General features: G+C 72.1%; 10 protein-coding genes. 5 read left to right on the top strand and 5 right to left on the bottom strand.

All coding sequences use genetic code 11. The features are described 5' to 3' along the window. The first annotated feature begins 307 nt into the window (after positions 1-307). Positions 308-1,960, top strand: a complete 1,653-nt coding sequence (locus tag Mth01_RS01720; RefSeq protein WP_204010124.1) for a thiamine pyrophosphate-binding protein — start codon at positions 308-310, stop codon at positions 1,958-1,960. 66 nt (positions 1,961-2,026) lie between these two features. Continuing rightward, positions 2,027-2,956 (top strand): alpha/beta hydrolase, encoded by a 930-nt coding sequence (locus Mth01_RS01715; RefSeq protein WP_204010121.1) that lies wholly within the window; start codon positions 2,027-2,029, stop codon positions 2,954-2,956. A 3-nt stretch (positions 2,957-2,959) separates the two neighbouring features. Here Mth01_RS01715 and Mth01_RS01710 read toward each other — a convergent pair whose 3' ends face one another. The 5 genes from Mth01_RS01710 to Mth01_RS01690 form a co-directional block, all read right to left on the bottom strand. Further along, entirely contained in the window at positions 2,960-3,955 is a 996-nt protein-coding gene (locus Mth01_RS01710) for a zinc-binding dehydrogenase (protein ID WP_204010119.1), read from the bottom strand. Between the two features lie 69 nt (positions 3,956-4,024). Beyond that, positions 4,025-5,221 carry an alpha-hydroxy acid oxidase gene (locus Mth01_RS01705; RefSeq protein ID WP_204010117.1) on the bottom strand — a complete coding sequence of 399 codons (1,197 nt, stop codon included), beginning with the start codon at positions 5,219-5,221 and terminating at the stop codon, positions 4,025-4,027. Between the two features lie 6 nt (positions 5,222-5,227). Beyond that, on the bottom strand, positions 5,228-6,898 hold the full coding sequence (locus Mth01_RS01700; RefSeq protein WP_204010115.1) for a thiamine pyrophosphate-requiring protein: 1,671 nt from the start codon (positions 6,896-6,898) through the stop codon (positions 5,228-5,230). A 24-nt stretch (positions 6,899-6,922) separates the two neighbouring features. After that, the gene (locus Mth01_RS01695) at positions 6,923-7,888 is read right to left on the bottom strand and encodes an aldo/keto reductase (protein WP_204010112.1); all 966 of its coding nucleotides are present in this window, start codon (positions 7,886-7,888) and stop codon (positions 6,923-6,925) included. Positions 7,889-8,166: 278 nt separating this feature from the next. Next, complete coding sequence (locus Mth01_RS01690; protein ID WP_275408870.1) at positions 8,167-10,479, bottom strand: AfsR/SARP family transcriptional regulator; 2,313 nt, start codon at positions 10,477-10,479, stop codon at positions 8,167-8,169. 581 nt (positions 10,480-11,060) lie between these two features. Here Mth01_RS01690 and Mth01_RS01685 point away from each other — a divergent pair. From Mth01_RS01685 to Mth01_RS01675, 3 genes are read left to right on the top strand one after another with little or no spacing between them, the layout of a single operon-like run. Then, positions 11,061-12,302 (top strand): hypothetical protein, encoded by a 1,242-nt coding sequence (locus Mth01_RS01685; protein ID WP_239089070.1) that lies wholly within the window; start codon positions 11,061-11,063, stop codon positions 12,300-12,302. A 10-nt stretch (positions 12,303-12,312) separates the two neighbouring features. Beyond that, positions 12,313-14,424, top strand: coding sequence for a tetratricopeptide repeat protein (locus tag Mth01_RS01680; protein ID WP_204010108.1), 2,112 nt, complete (start codon positions 12,313-12,315; stop codon positions 14,422-14,424). A 21-nt stretch (positions 14,425-14,445) separates the two neighbouring features. After that, positions 14,446-15,522 (top strand): alkene reductase, encoded by a 1,077-nt coding sequence (locus tag Mth01_RS01675; protein WP_204010106.1) that lies wholly within the window; start codon positions 14,446-14,448, stop codon positions 15,520-15,522. The last annotated feature ends 28 nt before the right edge of the window (positions 15,523-15,550 follow it).

Genomic DNA, 15,550 nt, shown 5'->3' with positions numbered 1-15,550 from the left:
GCTTGCGGCGGGATCCCCACCCGCCGATCCCGATGGTCATTCCGGATCTGAGCCGGCTGACCACATCCTGCGCGGTCATCCGTTTGTCGGCCATCTACAGCTCCAGGCGTTCGTTTCAGGTAAATCAAGCGCTTGTTTGGTCACCATATCAGGCACGGCACGCCCGTCAACAGCCGTCGGCGCACCGTGAGCGAGGGGGGTTGGCGGCCCTGTCCTCCGTCGCTAGGGTAATCACCAATCAAATGCTTGCTTTACAGGCCTGCAGGCGCTTGACCCCAGGCGCCGCGGAACCGAACGAGGAGAGTACGTGAGGGAGCGAAGCGAGCGAGCCGGCGGCCATGGCGGCGGCCAGTGGACGGGTGGAGAGCAGATCGCCGAGGCCCTGGACGTGCTCGGGGTGCGACACGTGTTCACCATCGCCAGCGCGCACAACCTCGAGATCCTGCGGGCGATCCACCGGCGCGGGGTCACCGCCGTCGTCGGCATGCGCCACGAGCAGGGCGCGGTGCACGCGGCCGACGCCTACGCCCGGGCCGGCGGGGGGCTGGGGGTGGCGGTGGTCAGCACCGGGCCCGGCACCGCCAACGCGATGGGCGGGCTGTATGAGGCGGCGTTCGCCTCCTCGCGGGTGCTGCTGATCACGAACCAGGTGGACAGCATGTACCTCGACAAGGGCCGAGGGTACGTCCACGAGGCGCCCAACCAGACCGACATGCTGCGCCAGGTGTGCCGCGAGGTGATCCTGCCCCGGCGTGCGGGAGACGTCGGCGAGGCCGTGCTCCGCCTGGCGCGGGACGTGCTCACCGGGCGGCCGCAGCCCGCCGCGCTGGAGGTCCCCGTCGACTTCCAGTCCGCCCGCAGTGAGCGTTCGCCGCTGCGGCCCTACCCGGTGCCGGCGGACCCGGTGGACGGCAAGCCGGTCGCCGAGGCGGCCGCCGCTCTGACGGCCGCGCGCCGGCCGCTGATCTGGGCCGGCGGCGGGGTGGTGAGCGCGGGCGCGAGCGCCGAGCTGGTCCGCCTCGCCGAAGCGCTCGGCGCGCCCGTGGTCACCTCCCGTGAGGGGCGGGGCGCCATCCCGGAAGACCACGAGCTCGCGCTCGGCGCGTTCCCGACCGTCGCGCCGCTGCGTGACTTCGTCGAATCCGCCGACTGCGTGCTGGCGGTCGGGACCCGGTTCCAGATGTATCCCACGGACTGCTGGACGCTGAAGCTTCCGGAGAACCTGATCCACCTGGACGTCGACCCCGGTGTGATCGGCCGGAGCTACCCGGCGCGGCTGGCGCTCGTCGGCGATGCCCGGATCGGGCTGGCGCAGCTCGCCGAGCGGCTGCCGCCGCGGCGGCCGCGCGATGACGACTACCTGGCCGAGGGCCGGGAGGCGTACCGGCGGGCCAGGGAGCGCATCAGCGCCGACATGGGCCCCGACCACGAGGCGATCTGCGCCGCGATCGCGCGGCACCTGCCGCGTGAAGCCGTCGTGGTGCGCGGCACGACCGTGCCCTCCTATGTCTGGGGCATGCGGGTGCTGCCCGCGCTGGAACCGCGTACCTCGATCCGTCCGGTCGCCGCCGGGATCGGCCCGGGCCTGCCCTTCGCCATCGGCGCGGCGGCGGCCACCGGCGGACCCGTGGCGCTGCTGCAGGGGGACGGCGGCCTCATGCTCAGCGTCGGCGAGCTGGCCGGTGCCGTGCAGCAGCGGTCCCGGGTCATCATGTGCCTGTTCAACGACCGCGGCTACGGCATGCTGCGCGACATCATCGCCAAGTCCGGGGCCGGTCCGGTCCAGGATGTGGACCTCGCCACGCCCGACTTCGTCGGCCTGGCGACGTCCTTCGGAGCCGCGGCCGAGCGGGTGAGCAGCGCGGCGGAGTTCGAGACCGCCTTCGCCGCGGCCGTGGGCCGGGACGGTCCGACCGTCCTGGAGATCGACATGTCCCGCCTGCACCCGCTCCGGCGGTAGCGGCCCCGCCGGCTGACCGAGCGGGAGTGAATACAGACCGATTCGAAGAGAAAGGTGCGTGGGCAAGTGCTCGACACAGAGGTGTCCGAACTCTTGAAGGTGTTGAACGAGGGGTTTCCGCCGGTCCACCGGATGACCGGAGCCGAGGCCCGGGCGGTGGTGGCGGCCCGGCGGGTGCCCGTGGACAACCTCGACGACGTCCGGTCCGCGGAAGACCGCACGATCGACACCGACGACGGGCCGTTGCGGCTGCGGATCTACCATCCGCACGACGAGGGCGGCGCGCCGCTGCCGGTGATCGTCTTCTTCCACGGCGGCGGGTTCGTCTTCTGCGACCTCGACAGCCATGACGGGTTCTGCCGCCGGATGTCCAGGCACACCCGTTCGGTGGTCGTCTCGGTCGACTACCGGCTCGCTCCCGAGCACCGGGCGCCGGCCGCCGCCCGCGACGCCTACGCCGCGGTGAAGTGGGTCGCCGACAACGCGGCCGAGCTCGGCGCCGACTCCGGCCGGATCGTGACGGCCGGCGACAGCGCGGGCGGCAACCTGGCCGCGGTCGTCTGCCTGATGGCCCGTGACCTGGGCGGCCCGCCGATCGCGGCGCAGGTCCTCATCTACCCGGTCGTCGAGCCGTCGTTCGACTCCGACAGCTACCGCCGCTACGCCACCGGCTACTTCAACACCCGTGCCGCGATGGAGTGGTACTGGCAGCAGTATCTCGGCGGCGACGCCGTACCGGAACCCGCCCACCAGGTCGCCCCGCTGCGCGCAGCCGACCACGCCGGCCTGCCGCCGGCCGTCATCGTCACCGCCGGACTGGACCCGCTGTGCGACGAAGGGCGGGACTACGCCGCGGCGCTCACCCGATCCGGCGTCCCGGTGATCCACCGCCACTACCCGGGCCTGTTCCACGGCTTCCTGACCATCGCCGCCCTCGGGCCGGCCGTCTCCGCCCGCGACCTCCTGTGGACCGACATCGGCTCCGTCCTCACGTGATGCTCACGACGCGTCCGCGGCGATCCTGATGCCGATCTTGACCGCTCCGCGGCCCTGCTGCGCGGCGAGTTCGATCGCCTCCGGCACCTGCTCCAGGTCGAAGGTGACCTCCGTGCAGTAGTCGACTTCGACCTCGCCGGCGGCGATGGCCGCCACGGCCTCGCGGAAGGAGGCCAGGCCCGGCTCGTCCTGGGCTCTGGAGGCCCACTGGACCGTCGCCGACTTGCGGAACGCGGGATAGGTGGGGAACGGCGCATGCCCGTGCAGCTCGGGGAATCCGTAGAATCCGGCGGTCCCCTGGTTGGCGAGCGCCTCGACGGCCTCCGCGCGCGTCGCGTCGTACCCCGCCGCCTCGATGATGAAGTCCGCGCCGCGGCCGGCCGTCAGGTCGGCGATCACCTCGCCGATGGCCCGCGCGGGGGCCTGGACGGTCTCGTCGGCGCCGAGTCGCCCGGCGACCTCCAGGCGCCGGGAGTCGAGGTCGGAGACGATCACGCGGTCGAAGCCGAGCCGCCGCAGGTGCTGGAGGAAGAACAGCCCGGCCGAGCCCGCGCCGATGACGGCGGCGACCTTGCCCTGTCCGTGCACCGGGCCGCCGGGCCAGAACTTCTTCATCGCGAAGATCGTGGTGCCGAGCTGCTGGCCGAGCAGCAGCCTGCGGCGGTCGCCGTCGGGCAGCGCCACCAGCTGCCGGGCGTCGATGACCATGTATTCGGAGAAACATCCGCCGATCATGCTGATCGGCGCGGTGAGCACCGCCTGGCCGGGGACGTACGACGGGGAGCGGCTCTCCACGACCTCGCCGACCCCCTCGTGGCCGGGATAGCCGGGCTGACCGAGCCCGTGCTCCAGGTGGAATCCGTGATGGACCACATGGGTGTCGGATCCGCAGATCGAGGCGTACTCCATCCGGACCAGCACCTGCCCGTCGCCCGGTCGCGGGATCTCGAAGTCGGCCACCTCGATCCGGCCGGGGGCGGGCATGTAGGCCGCGCGCATGGGCTGTTCCTTTCTCGCGAGGGCTGCGGCAGGGGGCCGCGGGGACCTCCGCCGCGTCACATTGAAGATCTACTGGTCGGTGTCGGGACGGGCGGGGACCAGGTGGGTGCGGTCCAGCTCGGTGATGTCGGCCACGCCCATCAGGGTGAGCGTCCGGACCACCTCCTCGCGGAGGATGTCCAGCACATGCCGCACGCCCGCCTCGCCGCGCGCGGCCAGGCCGTAGAGATAGGGCCGGCCGATGCCGACGGCCGTCGCGCCCAGGCACAGCGCCTTGACCACGTCGCTGCCGCGGCGGATCCCGCCGTCCAGCAGCACCGGGACCCGCCGGCCGACCTCCGCGACGATCGCGGGCAGCGCGTCCAGGCTGGCCGGTGCGCAGTCCAGTTGCCGGCCGCCGTGGTTGGACACCACGATCCCGTCGGCTCCGAGCGCGACGGCCCGGGCGGCGTCGGCCGGGTCCAGCAGGCCCTTGACGTACAGCGGTCCCTGCCACAGCTCCCGCACCCTGGCGAGGTCGTCCCAGTCGACGTTCGGGCGCATCAGCCGCTGCTGGACCGCCGCCGACCGCACCCCGGCGCGGGCGCCCCGCTCGTTCACCAGCATTCGGGCGGCGACGCGCTGGTGCCGGAGGAACCCGCTCCACCATCGGGGTTTGCCCGCCGCGGCGAGCACCCGGGCCGGGGTCAGCGTGGGCGGGACGCCCATGCCGGTCCGTCGTTCTCCTTCGCGGTTGCCGGCGACCGGCACGTCGACCGTGACGAAGACCGCCCGGAATCCGCTGTCTCGCGCGCGGCGCAGGAACGTGTCGGCCAGCGGCCGGCCGGTCGCCTGGCTGGTCCACGGATACAGCTGGAAGAAGTGGTCCTCCGAGGTCGCCTCGGCGATCTCCTCGATGGTGTAGCTGGCCGCCGTGCTGATCACGGCTCGGGTGCCGGCCTGCTCGGCCGCGCGCGCCGCCGCCGGTTCGCCGGACCAGTGCGCCAGCCCGGTCATCCCGGTGGGGGACAGGAACACCGGCAGCGACAGCGGCACCCCGGCCAGCCGGGTGTCCAGCCCCAGTCCCTCGTTGCCGGTCAGCACGCGCGACCGCAGCGACCACCGGTCGAAGGAGCCGCGGTTGGCGCGCAACGTCACCAGATCGTCGGCCCCGCCGTCGATGAAGGCCCAGACCATGTCCGGCACCCGGCGGCGGGCGAGCCTTCGATAGTCCTCAACCGACAGCGGCGTCCGCGGGGTCGTCAGCCTGAACTGGATCGTGGCCACGTGCGCTCACCGGTAGGAGTCGGGGATCGGGCGCACATAGCCGGGCAGCCCGTAGCCGGACCAGCGCAGCTCCTTGGAGGTGATGAACTCCAGCAGCGCCGGCGTGCCCTCGCGGGTCTGCCGGATGCCCCGGCGGATCGCCGGCACGATCTCGCTCGGATCGGTGACGCGTTCGCCGTACCCGCCGAAGGCCCTGGCCATCGCCGCGTAGTCGCCGGAGATGTCCATGGTGCCGTACTTGCGCTGTGACAGGCCCATCACGTGGGACTCCATCGCCATGGTGAAGTTGTTGAACACGATGGACAGCACCGGGATCCGCTCGCGGACCGCGGTCTCGAACTCCATCCCGGTGAAGCCGATGGCGGCGTCTCCCCACAGGTTGACGCAGAGCCTGTCCGGTCTGGCGAGCTTGGCGCCCATGGCCAGGCCCAGCCCGTAGCCGAGCTGGGTGGTCTTGCCCCAGCCGAGGTAGCTCAGCGGCTCGGTGGTCTTCCAGAACGGGGTCAGCTGGTCGCGGGGCGAGCCGGCGTCGTGCGTGATGATGGTCTGCCCGACGTCCACGGTGTGCATCAGCTCCCAGATGACGCGGTAGGCGGTCATCGGGTTCTCGTCCGAGGTGAGGATGGGCAGCCACTCGGCCATCCACTCCCGTTCGATCCGGGCGATCTCGGCGGCGACCGGGGCGGGATCGCGGGGGCCCTCGATCATCGACTCCACCGCGGCCTGCATGGCGTCCAGGGTGAGCGCGGCGTCCCCGATCAGCGCGGTGTGCACCGCCACCTCGTTGTCCAGGTGGGCCGGGTCGAGGGTGGCGTGGATGACGGTCCGCCCGGTGGGGATCTTCGCCCCGAAATCGGTCTTGGTGAAGCTGCAGCCGATGCCGAAGATCACATCGGCCTGGTCGAGGAACTCATGCGCCTGCTTGGAGATGGCGCGTCCGGCGCAGCCGAGCGAGAGGGGATGGGTCTCGGGGAACGCGCTCTTGCCCTCAATGGTGGTGGTGACCGGAATGGCCAGCGTCTCGGCGAGCCTGCGCAGCTCCGGCCAGGCCTGGGCGTAGTGGACGCCCTGACCGGCGTAGATGACCGGGCGCTTGGCCGAGACCAGCAGCGCGGCGGCCCGCTCGACGTCGGCCGGGTCCGGGCCGGACCGGGTCCGGGCCACTGGCGTGTAGTCCAGCGGCTCGGGGACGTCCTCGAACCAGACGTCGGTCGGCAGCTCCACCACCACCGGGCCGCCCCGGCCGTTGCGCAGCCGGCTGAAGGCGCGCCGGAACACCGCGGGAACCTGGTCGCCGCGGATCAGCGGCTCCACCGACTTGGCGAAGGTGCGCAGGCTGGCGGTCGAGTTGAAGTTGGGCGGGACGTGCGCCTCCGCGCGCGGGTAGCCCATCGGCAGCACCAGGATCGGGACCGACTCGCCGAAGGCCTGGGCCACCGCGCCCATGCCGTTCTCGATGCCGGGCCCGTGCTGGGTGGCGTACACGCCGATGGTCCGGCCGCTGGTGACCCGGGAGATGGCGTCCGCCATGTGCCCGGCCGTGCGCTCCGCCCGGGTGATCACCGGCCGGACGTCGGCGTCGGCGGCGTATTCGAAGATGTAGTTCAGCGGGTATCCGCAGACGGTCTCGATGCCCTCGCGTTTGAGGATCTCGACGATGGCGGCGCCGACTTTCACGGTCTGGTGTCTCCTTCTGCTCGATCAGACCACGCGTTCGCCGGGGGCCACGATCGCGTTGAGCGCGTCGAGGTCGGCGGGCCGCGGGACCCAGTCGGCCGCCCCCGCGTTGGCGACGACCTGTTCGGGGCCGGTGGCGCCGGAGATGACCGAGCCGACCGCGGGCAGGGCGGCCAGGCCGCCGACGGCCACCTGGAGCAGGCTCAGCCCGCGCTCGGCGCCGTAGGCCCGCAGTGCCTCCACCCGGTCCAGGGCGGCGTCGGTCAACCACCCGGGCATGGCCGACAGCCGGCTGCCGGCCGGCGCCTGCTCGCCGCGCCGGTACTTGCCGCTGAGCAGCCCGCTGGCCAGGGGATAGTACGGCAGGATGCCGACTCCGAAGCGGGTGCAGGCCGGGACGGTCTCGGTCTCGGCGCCGCGGTCCAGCAGGTGGTAGCAGACCTGCGTGCTGACGAAAGCGGGGTGCTGATCGGCCTGCGCCTGCCATGCCGCGTCGGCGAGCTGCCAGGCGGGCATCTGGGAGGAGCCGATGTACCGTACCTTACCCTCGATGATCAGCTCGTTCAGTGCGGCGAGGGTTTCGCCGAGCGGGGTGACGCCGTCGGGCTTGTGGTACTGGTACAGGTCGATGTAGTCGGTGTCCAGCCTGCGCAGGGAGGACTCCACGGCGTGCCGGATGTAGCGGCGGGCGCCACGCGGGCCGTGGCGGTCGTCGTCCTCGCCCATGGGCAGGCCGAACTTCGTGGCGAGGACGACCTGGTCGCGGTGGCCTTTCAGGGCTGCCCCGAGGTGGCGCTCGCTGTCGCCCGCCTTGCCGCGCCCGTGCATGCCGTAGATGTCCGCCGTGTCGAACAGGGTGATTCCCGCGTCCAGTGCGGCGCGGACCACGGCTTTCGTGCCGTCCTCGTCGAGCCGGGAGCCGAAGCTGTTACAACCGAGGCCGACGACGGAGACGCTGGGGCCGTGTTCGCCCAGCCGCCGATATCTCATGCGTTCTCCCCAAATCCGATACAGGCGCCCATGACGCGGGCGCTGTCGACGAGCGCACCGGGCCGGGGGGTTACGGCACTCCTACCCTGGTCCCGGCGAAAGTCTGCAACCAAGCGCTTGCTTGACTATTTGCCGATGCTATCGAGCCCAAGGGTGCGAAACAAGGGGGGCGCCTCGTCGATCGACGGCTGGACCGTGAACCGGACCTGGCCGGATCCGCAGGCCATCACCCAGCGGCGGGCAGGCGTCCGTCCGACGTCATGGAGATTCGCGGAAGATCAAGGGGAGAGGCCCGTCCTCCGCCGGATGAGGATTTCGGCCGCGGCGGCGGGGACGCTGAGATCCGTGAAGGCGGCGGCCGGCGCGTCGCGTTCGTCGTGCCCCCCGTCGCCTTGGAACGCCTCGGTGAGCCCGCGCAGCATCACCGCCTCGCCGAGCCGGTCTCCGGCGCGGCGGCAGGCCGCCAGGGCGTCACGATGGGTCCGCTCGACGTCGGCCCAGTGTGACCGGAGGGCCGCGGCGTTCAGCATCGAGGCGGCCAGCTCCCAGGCCAGTTCGACCAGGCCGAGTGCGGACGCCTGCAGCACGGCGGCGACCAGGCCGTCCCGCTCGGCGGCGAACCACCCGAGCGGGTCGGCGACCACTCTCGCGCGGACCTCGTCGGGGGGCGGCCAGCGCGGTGCCCTGCCGCGAACCGTGGGGTACGGCTGCGCCGGCAGGTGATCGTCGGCCTCCTGGGCCAGCGCGAGCAGGGCGGCGAGCACACGTTTGATCATGACACGGGTGGCGGCGTCGCTCTCGTGGACGGCGGCCTGCTCGCGCGCGTAGCGGCGGACCAGCTCGTGGAATCGGTAGCGGGGCTGCCCCGCGCCGTCCGGTGTCGCCACCTCCAGCAGACGGGCGTCGGCCAGCGTGTCGGCGAGCTCCTCCGCCGACTCCAGCGACGTCTCCAGCATCATCGCGATCGCCCAGGCCGGGAACGAGGGGAGCTCCAGGAGGCCGAGCACGCGGAAGGCATGCTGCGCCGCGGCGCCGACCCGGTGGTAGCCGGCTGCGACGCTGCTCCTGACATCCAGGTCTCCCAGGGCGAGCTCTTCCAGCCCGCCCTCGGTCAGGCGCGTGGCGAGGCGGGCGAGCGTCCAGTGCGGGCGGCCGGCGAGGCGCGTGCCGGCGACGCGCAGCGCCAGCGGCAGGCCGCCGCACAGTCGGACGAGCTCGGCGGCGGTCTCACGTTCCGCTTCGACGCGCTTACGCCCGAGGATCGCCGTCAGCATGTCGTGCGACTCCTCCGGCCTCAGCGTTCGGAGGTCGAACGACGCGGCCCCCGGCCAGCCGGCCAGCCGGGAGCGGCTGGTCGCCAGGACCGAGCAGGTGGACGTGCCAGGCAGAAGGGGCCTGGCCTGTGCGTGGTCGTCGACGTCGTCGAGCACCACCAGGATCCGGCGGCCCGCCAGCTGACTGCGATACAGGTCCACGCGCTCCTCCAGATCCTGGGGGATCGCCGTGCTGTGGACGCCGAGGGCGCGCAGGAACCGGCCGAGCACCCGCGCCGGGTCCGCCGGCCGCCCGTCGGCGCCGGACAGGTCGGCGTAGAGCTGGCCGTCCGGGAACGTGTCGCTCAGTTGGTGTGCCACATGCACGGCCGTCGTGGTCTTGCCCACCCCGCCCGGGCCGGTGACGAGTGCCACGGGTACGGGGCCGGAGACGCGGCAGGTCAGCGCTCCCCGGATCCGTTCGACCAGCTTCTCCCGTCCGGTGAAGTCGGCGATGTCGGCGGGCAGGAGGCACGGCCGAAGCGGGTCCGGCGCGGATGGCGGCCAGAACAGGGAGGACGGCGTCGCGTCCTGCCGCAGCACGCGCAGGTGCGCCTCCCGCAGTTGCGAGCCGGGATCGATGCCGAGCTCGTCGGCCAGCCTCGCGCGGATCGACTCGTACTCGGCGAGCGCCTCGGCCTGCGCTCCGGCCGAGGCGAGGGCGAGCACGAGCCAGGAGTGCACGACCTCGTTCAGCGGCTCGGCGGAGGCGACGGCCCGCAACTGGGGGAGGACCTCGGCCGACCGGCCGAGGTCAATTCCGATCTTGACGCATTGCAGCAGGACGTTGACGCGTTCCTGGTCGATCGCACGTACCCAGGGGTGTCCCTCGAGCAGGTGGCTCAGATCGGACAGGCAGGGCCCCTGCCACATCTGCAGCGCCCGCAGCAGCAGCCCCAGGGACTCCCGGGGCGCGGCGGCCCTCCTGGCCGCGGCGGTCGTCGCCCGGAAGCGGACGAGGTCCGCGTCGCACCGGTCGAGCCGGATCGCGTAGGCCGACCCAAGCCCGGTGAGCAAGGAGGATCGGGAGCGGGCGACATGTCCCGGGTCGAGGCGGCGGCGCAGCCGTCCCACGTAGGTCTGGACCAGATTGACCACGGAATCGGGCGCTCCGTCGTTCCAGACAGTGTCGATGATCTCCTGCCGGGGTACCGGTGCTCCCGCTTTGAGTAGCAGCAGCGCAAGCACGGCCCTTTGCTTTTCGGAGCCGAGCGTGATTTCGGTCTCCTCGCGCCATATCCGTAATGGACCCAGGAGGCTGAACCGTATCTCGGCCATTTCACTCCGAAGAAGATCAGCGGCATGTCAGAAATATGCATATCACAGGAGTTCGGAGATATGAATGGATGCCGTGTTTCCCCTGGTCATGGTGGCCCCTCCGCTCTTTGACGTCCCGGGCCGCCCACTCTTCCATAAATATTCACATGCTATATAACTCTCCGTAATGACCTGTGGTCCGGTGGGTCGCGAACAGCGGCTCGGCCCGCGGCACGCTCGCTGACATTCCGCTGACAGTCGACTGGACGCTCCCCACGCCGCCGGCGGGTCCGGATCCAGCACGGCGCCGATGCCGGTCCAGTTCCGGCAGTCATGGTGGGGGCAGACATCGCGACAGCGGAGGAGGTGCACGATGAAGAAGATCAAGATCCGTAAGGCCGGCCCGGTCCGTCTGACCGCCGCGGCCTGCTCGATTTACAAGAACGCGAACTAACACCGGGTTCCGTACGGTGCGCCGGGCACGGCACACCCGCGCTCGGCGCTCCGTTCACCCGCCGACTCCAGCCCCCGCCGGCCCCCCTCACACCCGCCGGCTCCAGACCCCCGACCGACCCGCGTCCGAGGCCGCAGGAGGCTTGCCCGTGACCGACGTAGAGGCCGTGGACGACGGGCCCGCGATCCGGTACGACCCGGACCGCCCGCTCCCGCTGCACCCGCTCGTCTACCTCGAGGAAGGCGACGAGGTGACGGTGGGCAGGCCCGACATCGACTCCTACGGCATCTTCCCGCCCGATGGAGCCGAAGTGCTGCGCAGGCTGGAGCAGGGGGTGCCGCCCCGTGAGGCGGCGGTCTGGTACGAGGCCCGCTATCGGGAGAGCCTCGACGTCGACGACCTGGTCGCCGCGCTCGGCGAACTCGGCTTCGTCCGCGAGTCGGACGCTCCGGGCCCGGCGGGCGCCTCCGTGCGCTGGAAGCGGCTCGGCGCCGTGCTCTTCTCCGTTCCCGCATGGATCTGCTACGGCCTGCTCGTCGCCTGGGCGCTGATCTCGATGGCGCGACGACCCGATCTGGTGCCCGTCTACCGCAACGTCTTCTTCACCGACTACTACTCGGTGATCCAGGCGACGCTGTTCGTCGCGGCCATCCCCCAACTGCTGCTGCACGAGGGCTTCCACGCGCTCGCCGGACGGCGTCTGGGCCTGCGCTCACGCCTGCGGATCTCCCGCAGGCTCTACTTCGTGGTGCTGGAGACGTCGCTGGACGGCCTGGTCGCGGTGCCCCGCCGCCAGCGGTACCTGCCGATCATGGCCGGGATGCTGGCGGACGTGGTCGTGATGGCGGTCCTCACGATCGCGGCCGATCTCACCCGGGGTCCGGAGGGCGCGCTCTCGCCCTGGGGCCGGTTCTGCCTGGCGTTCGCCTTCGCCGTCATGCTCCGCATCCTGTGGCAGTTCTCCCTGTACCTGCGCACCGACCTGTACGTCCTCGTCTCCACCGCACTCGGCTGCGTCGACCTGCACACGACGGCCATGCGCATGCTGCGCAACCGGGTGAACCGGCTGCTCGGCCGCCGCCACCGGCTCGTCGACGAGTCGGACTGGCACCCCGTGGACCGGCGCGTCGCTCGCTGGTACTCCTGGCTGATCGTGGCCGGATACACCGTCAGCCTCACCACCTTCGCCGTGGCGATCCTCCCGATCGTCTACCGGATGTTCGCCGGCGTCCTCAGCCGGTTCACCGGCCACGGCGCGCCCTGGCCGGAACTGCTGGACTCGCTCGTCTTCTCCGGCTTCATCCTCGGGCAACTCGTCGTGCTCGCGTGGCTGGCGGTGCGCGAGCGGTACCGCGGCCGGACACGGCGACTCGACCACGTCATCGCCTGAAGGGAGCACCATGGGCAACCATTGTTGGATCCGGGCCGGTCGGCGCCGCGACCGCGAGCTGTTCCGGGAAGGGCTCGACCTCCCGCCGGTCCTGGCCGTACTCGATGCCCACCGGCGGCTGCGCGGACCGTACACGGCCGCGGGCGCACTGATGCGGTCGATCGTCCCGGACGCGCTGAAGCGTCGGCCGGAGCTGGGGCCCGCACACAACATCGAGATCCTTACCAGTGCTCCGGAGCTCGCCCACCTGGTGCCCCCGATGTGGACGTCACTGGAGTGGACCGCGAAGAAGGGGGAGCGCACCCGGTTCTACTCCCGGCTGCACACCCTGAACATCGCCAACGGCCTGGCGGAGTTGCTCCGCGAACAGCTGCGGGCCTCGGGCGGCGAACCCCGGACGCTCGTCTTCGAGAACGTGCATCACGCGGACCCGACCGACCAGGAGTTCGTCGCCGTCCTGCTGCGCCGCGGTGACCTCGGCGGGCTGACCGTCGTGGTCGGCACGGGTCCCGAGCCGATCGCCGACCCCCCGGGCGAGATCGCGATCTCCCTGGCCCGGGTCCTGGAACGGCACGCCGTACGCGTGGACGCCCCCGCCGGCTCCGACTCCGATCCGGACGCGGCGAAGGGCGCGCGGGCGTACGTCGACAGCGACGGGACCGCCGACGACCCCCGGCTGCTCGCGGCGTACCGGCGACTGGACGACGCGGAGCGGGCGCGGCTGCACGACGAGCGGGCGGCGGAGCTGGCGGCCCTGGGCGAGTTCTCCCTGTCGCTGGGCGCGATCCCGTACCACGCCCAGCACGGCGGCGACCCCGCCGGCGCCGGCCTGACCGCGCTGCGGGTGGCGATGGACCACTGCCGGGGCATCGGCCTCTACCAGGCCGCGGCGGACCTCGGGCTGCGTGGCAGGGCGATCGTGGACCGGCACGCCCAGGAAGAGCAGTGGTGGCATTTCACCAACGCGACGAGCACGACACTCGCCTCGCTCGGGCGGGCCGACGAGGCGATGGCCATCTACGACGAGGCACGTGCCGTCAGCGTCGACCCCCTCGTTCACATGGAGCTCGCCTACAGCACCGCGATGCTGTACGCCCGGCACTACCCCGAGCCGCGGCGGGACTACCAGCGGGCGCGAGCCTGGATGAATCTGTCGATCTCCATCGCCTCCCTGGCCGAAGACCCCAAGAAACGCGCCTTTCACACCGTCTTCGGGCACAACGGCCTCGCGCTCGTCGAAGTGCGCCAGGGCGGCGCCGAGGAGGCGCTGCGGATGCTGGAGGACGGCATGGTCCGGCTCGACCGGGAGCTCGACCCGGGGGAGCACGCGCTGCATCGCGCGGTGCTGCGCTACAACCGCGCCCAGGTGCTCGGCATGATGGGCCGGCTGGAGGAGTCGCTCAGCGACTACCAGACCGTCGTCGAGCTCGACCCGGACTTCCCCGAGCACCACTTCAACGTGGGCAACATCCTGCGCAGGCTCGGCCGGGACGAGGAGGCGATCGCCGCCTACGAGCGGGCGCTGCGTCTGTCGCCGCCGTTCCCGGAGGCGTACTACAACCTCGGCGACGCCCGGCTCGAACTCGGCGATGTGGAGGGGGCGCTGGCCGACTTCGGCTACACCCTGGAGTTGGACCCGGCCCATCTGGACGCCCGGATCAACCGGGCCGGACTGCTGTGCGAGCTCGGCCGGTCCGACGACGCCTGGGCGGAGGTCACGGCGGGGCTCGAGCTCGCCCCCGCCAACGCCCACCTGCTGTGCCTGAAAGGCCGGCTGCTCGCCGAGCGCGACGACCACGACGGCGCCCGCGAGGCGGTGTCGGCCGCGATCGACGGTGACGGGCGACTCGCCGAGGCATGGGCGCTGCGGGGCGAGCTCGGGTACGCCGCCGGCGACCTCGCCGCGGCCGCATCCGACCTGGATCGGGCGGTCGAACTGGGCGGCACGCCCGAGATGCGGTTCAACCGGGCCGTCGTCCGTCAGGAGGCCGGCCGCTACGCCGACGCCGCGGCCGACTACGAGATCGTGCTGGCCGCCACCGGCGAGGAGGACTGCCGGGAGCGGCTGGACTTCTGCCTGACCGCGCTGCGCGGCCAGGACCGCGCCGACCTGTCGGCCTGACCACGAGCGGAGCGAGTCGCGATGCCGGATCTGTTCGAGACCGTACGGCTGGGACGCCTGTGCCTGCCCAACCGGCTGGTGATGGCGCCGATGACCCGCAGCCGCGCCGACCGGCGCGGAGTGCCCGGCGCCGAGGCGGCCCGCTACTACGCACAGCGGGCGACCGCGGGACTGATCATCACCGAGGGCGTGCAGCCGAGCCTGGCCGGCCAGGGATATCCGGGAACCCCCGGCCTGCACACGGACGAGCAGGTCGAGGGCTGGCGGGCGGTGACGGAGGCGGTGCACGCGGCGGGCGGGCGGATCTTCGCCCAGCTCATGCACGTGGGCCGGATCGGCCACCCGAGCCTCAACGGGCTGCAGCCGGTGGCGCCGTCGCCGGTGCCGGCCGCCGGGCGGATCTTCACCTCGGCGGGCCACCGCGAGCTCCCGGTTCCCCGCGAGCTCGGCGCCGCCGAGGTGCGGGCGACCATCGGCGACTTCGCCCGCGCCGCCAGGCGGGCCGCGGACGCCGGATTCGATGGGGTGGAACTGCACGGCGGGAACGGCTACCTCATCCACCAGTTCCTGTCCTCGGTGACGAACCGGCGTCGCGACCCGTACGGGCGGGACCGCGGCCGCTTCGTGATCGAACTGTGCGAGGCCGTGGCGGAGGCGATCGGCGGTGACCGGATGGGTCTGCGCGTCACACCGGGCAACCCGTGCAACGACATGACGGAGGACGACGTCGAGGAGACCTACCCGGCGCTCGCCGCCGCCCTCGCCCCGCTCGGCCTCGGCTACGTCCATCTCGCCGGCGTCCCGGCGGGCACGCCGCTCGCCCTGCGAGTCCGCGCGGCCTGGCCCGGCACGCTGGTGGCGGCGCCGAGCACGGGGGGCGCGTTCCCCGCCGACGGCGGCAGGGCCGAGGGCGAGCGATGGCTGCGCCACGGCGCCGATCTCGTCGCCTTCGGCCGGGCCTTCCTCGCCAACCCCGACCTGGCGGAGCGGCTGCGCAGCGGTGCGCCGCTGAACCGTCCCGACCCCGCGACCTACTACGGCGGCGGTGAGCGCGGCTACACCGACTACTCCTCCGTCGCCTCCACGATCGGCGCATGACCATCGGCGCCTGACCTGTGGTCTCGCT

Origin of the sequence: Sphaerimonospora thailandensis, from assembly GCF_016863115.1 — a bacterium.
Taxonomy (GTDB): domain Bacteria; phylum Actinomycetota; class Actinomycetes; order Streptosporangiales; family Streptosporangiaceae; genus Sphaerimonospora; species Sphaerimonospora cavernae.
The sequence above is the reverse complement of the archived record's forward strand: the minus strand, read 5'-3'. Positions and strand labels throughout refer to the sequence as shown.